General features: G+C 38.7%; 2 protein-coding genes and 1 pseudogene. All 3 read right to left on the bottom strand.

The genetic code is table 11. The features are described 5' to 3' along the window. Nucleotides 1-125: 125 nt before the first annotated feature. Nucleotides 126-440 (bottom strand): annotated as a pseudogene (locus tag ACTBDZ_RS17215) (Tar ligand binding domain-containing protein); the annotation flags it as partial. A gap of 284 nt (nt 441-724) precedes the next feature. Further along, complete coding sequence (locus ACTBDZ_RS17220) at nt 725-985, bottom strand: hypothetical protein (protein WP_438816196.1); 261 nt, start codon at nt 983-985, stop codon at nt 725-727. A gap of 591 nt (nt 986-1,576) precedes the next feature. Next, nucleotides 1,577-2,086 carry a hypothetical protein gene (locus ACTBDZ_RS17225; protein WP_438816197.1) on the bottom strand — a complete coding sequence of 170 codons (510 nt, stop codon included), beginning with the start codon at nt 2,084-2,086 and terminating at the stop codon, nt 1,577-1,579. Nucleotides 2,087-2,235 lie beyond the last annotated feature (149 nt).

The following is a 2,235-nucleotide window of genomic DNA, read 5'->3' on the forward strand; positions in this document are numbered from 1 at the left end:
AGGTTACGGATGGTAACGTGGGGAGTACTCATGCTGATTGGTCTGCAAAAAGCAGTAATAAATTCAGAACTTCAGAATACCGTCAAGTCCCGAAAAAAGAAAAATCAGGTGCGGAATGACGGATTAAACTGTTTTTCGGCCGTATCAAGCGTAGTACTGGCTGTTGCCAGGAGAGCATTGATTGCCGCAATGGATTTTTCATCTTTCTGGTTTTTCAAAAAACGGATGGCCACGCGAGTGATGACAACACGAGTCTTTACAAGCGATTGAAAACTATCAGTAAGCTGTTCTTGCTGAAAGCTCAAGATTTCAGATTTTTGAAAGTTTTGCTTATCGTTATTTACTGAGGAGTAAAACAGTATGCTGGTGATTACCTGCAATAAAATAAAGACAGCAAAGGCAATCGAAATCCCTGTGATGACTTTAACGTTTTTGAACATGGTTTGCCTCTTTGCTCTAGGAATATAGGAATAGATGCCTAGAGGCAATATCGTCAACCAACCGCGTTTCTTGATTACATTTACGCAACACGCCGCAGCTAACAAAAATGATAAGAAACAACATATCACATTGATAAATGTGATAATTAGCTTAAGACAAACGTTTTGGCATATGAGGAAACGTTATGAAAAATCAACGTTCACATTAATAAACCGCAAGAATTTAAATAACAACATGAATTTTAAGTAAAAAAATCACTTCCAGATCTAGAAACTTAAAAAAACTAATGTGTCATTTTCCTAATTATTTCCTTTACTTCCAGCCCATGCTCAGAATTTTTCTGCATCCTTTGCACAAAAACTCGCTGATAGAGCCACGCATCTATGCACTTTTTCACATCAGCCTTGTCCGGCTGGCAGTGGAATTCGAAGATCATCCTTTTTTCTTTTGAAAACAACACTAAACTACTTTCAAACTCGAGAAAATCAAGATCTTCTAACTGGTAGGCTGTTTTAAATGCAGAGCAGATGTAATGTATATCCATATAATATCCACCAATATTTTTATAACTTCACATTGCTGTATAGCATAAATAGCATTAAACCGTGCATCTTAATCATTTTATTGTGATACACATTTAGTTTGCGTTGAAATATGAGATTCCTTTTCTAGAAAACCCGGCAGTAAGTTAACAAATTCAGGTCATGCCCTCTCAACATCCCGATCTTCTCAAAAGGGCTCTCCCTCCCCCATAAATGCAATCACAAAAAAGGGGACAATACCGAATGATGACATCAGTTTTTTTTAATGGCATTTAGTTTTAATTCACATACTAAAATCAAAACTCATCATTCATTATCAGCACACGTTTTACATCATCCAAGATGCTAAGGAAAAGGAATTTCCCACGTGGACGCTGGAGAATCTCATTTTTTCAGCTAGTAATGCTGGATGTTTTGTTGCCCCTGGGTGCACAACCCCTGCGACCTCATTATAACAATACCCGATAAACTCACAAGATAGTTTATACTTTTCAATATCCTTTACCAGAGCCCGAGCTTTGCATAATTCGCCGAGACGCGCATAGAGTAACGCCAGTAATCCCCGCATGATCGTATTCCCGGGAGAATCAGTATTAAGTGTATCTTCTCCAATACCTTACGGCCTCCTGGATATCGCCAAGGAGATAATTGATGATAACATGCAATATTTTAGGCGAATAGAACGCATCATTGAGGTCCATACACATATTATTCATCTGCATTGCTTTATCTAAATCACCTTGTCGCACCAGATGGCAAGCATAGTAATAATAAACCTCTGCAACCGTGGGGGCTAATAACATGGCCAAATGAAACTTACTTGCTGCTTCCTTATTATTTTCAGCGCAAAGTAGTAGCCCTTGTAAAGAAAGAGCAATGACGTTATTAGGTTCACTCGCTAATATCTTGCCAACAATGATCATCATTTCATGCCGGACGCTTTCATAATCCATCAAGCCCAGATTGGCTACCGCATAGTAAGAACCGGCAATGCGGCATAATTCACTGATACTGGTTTCGCCATGTCGTCTTAATTTCACTGCTTGAGGCATAAATTTCTCAAGCGCTGAAAGTGAGAATTGCAATGCATCATGCTGCGCCACGTTGGAGCGGCTTTGTTGAATAATAGGCTTTGTTGAATAAATAGAAAGTTTGGGTAATCATCGGATCAGATCACCATAGTTGTTTCAAAATCAGGTCTCCATGGCAAAACAAAATTTTAAAATCACTAACTGGCCCTCCTATAACAAGG

Source organism: Symbiopectobacterium sp., from assembly GCF_051710365.1.
GTDB lineage: Bacteria > Pseudomonadota > Gammaproteobacteria > Enterobacterales > Enterobacteriaceae > Symbiopectobacterium.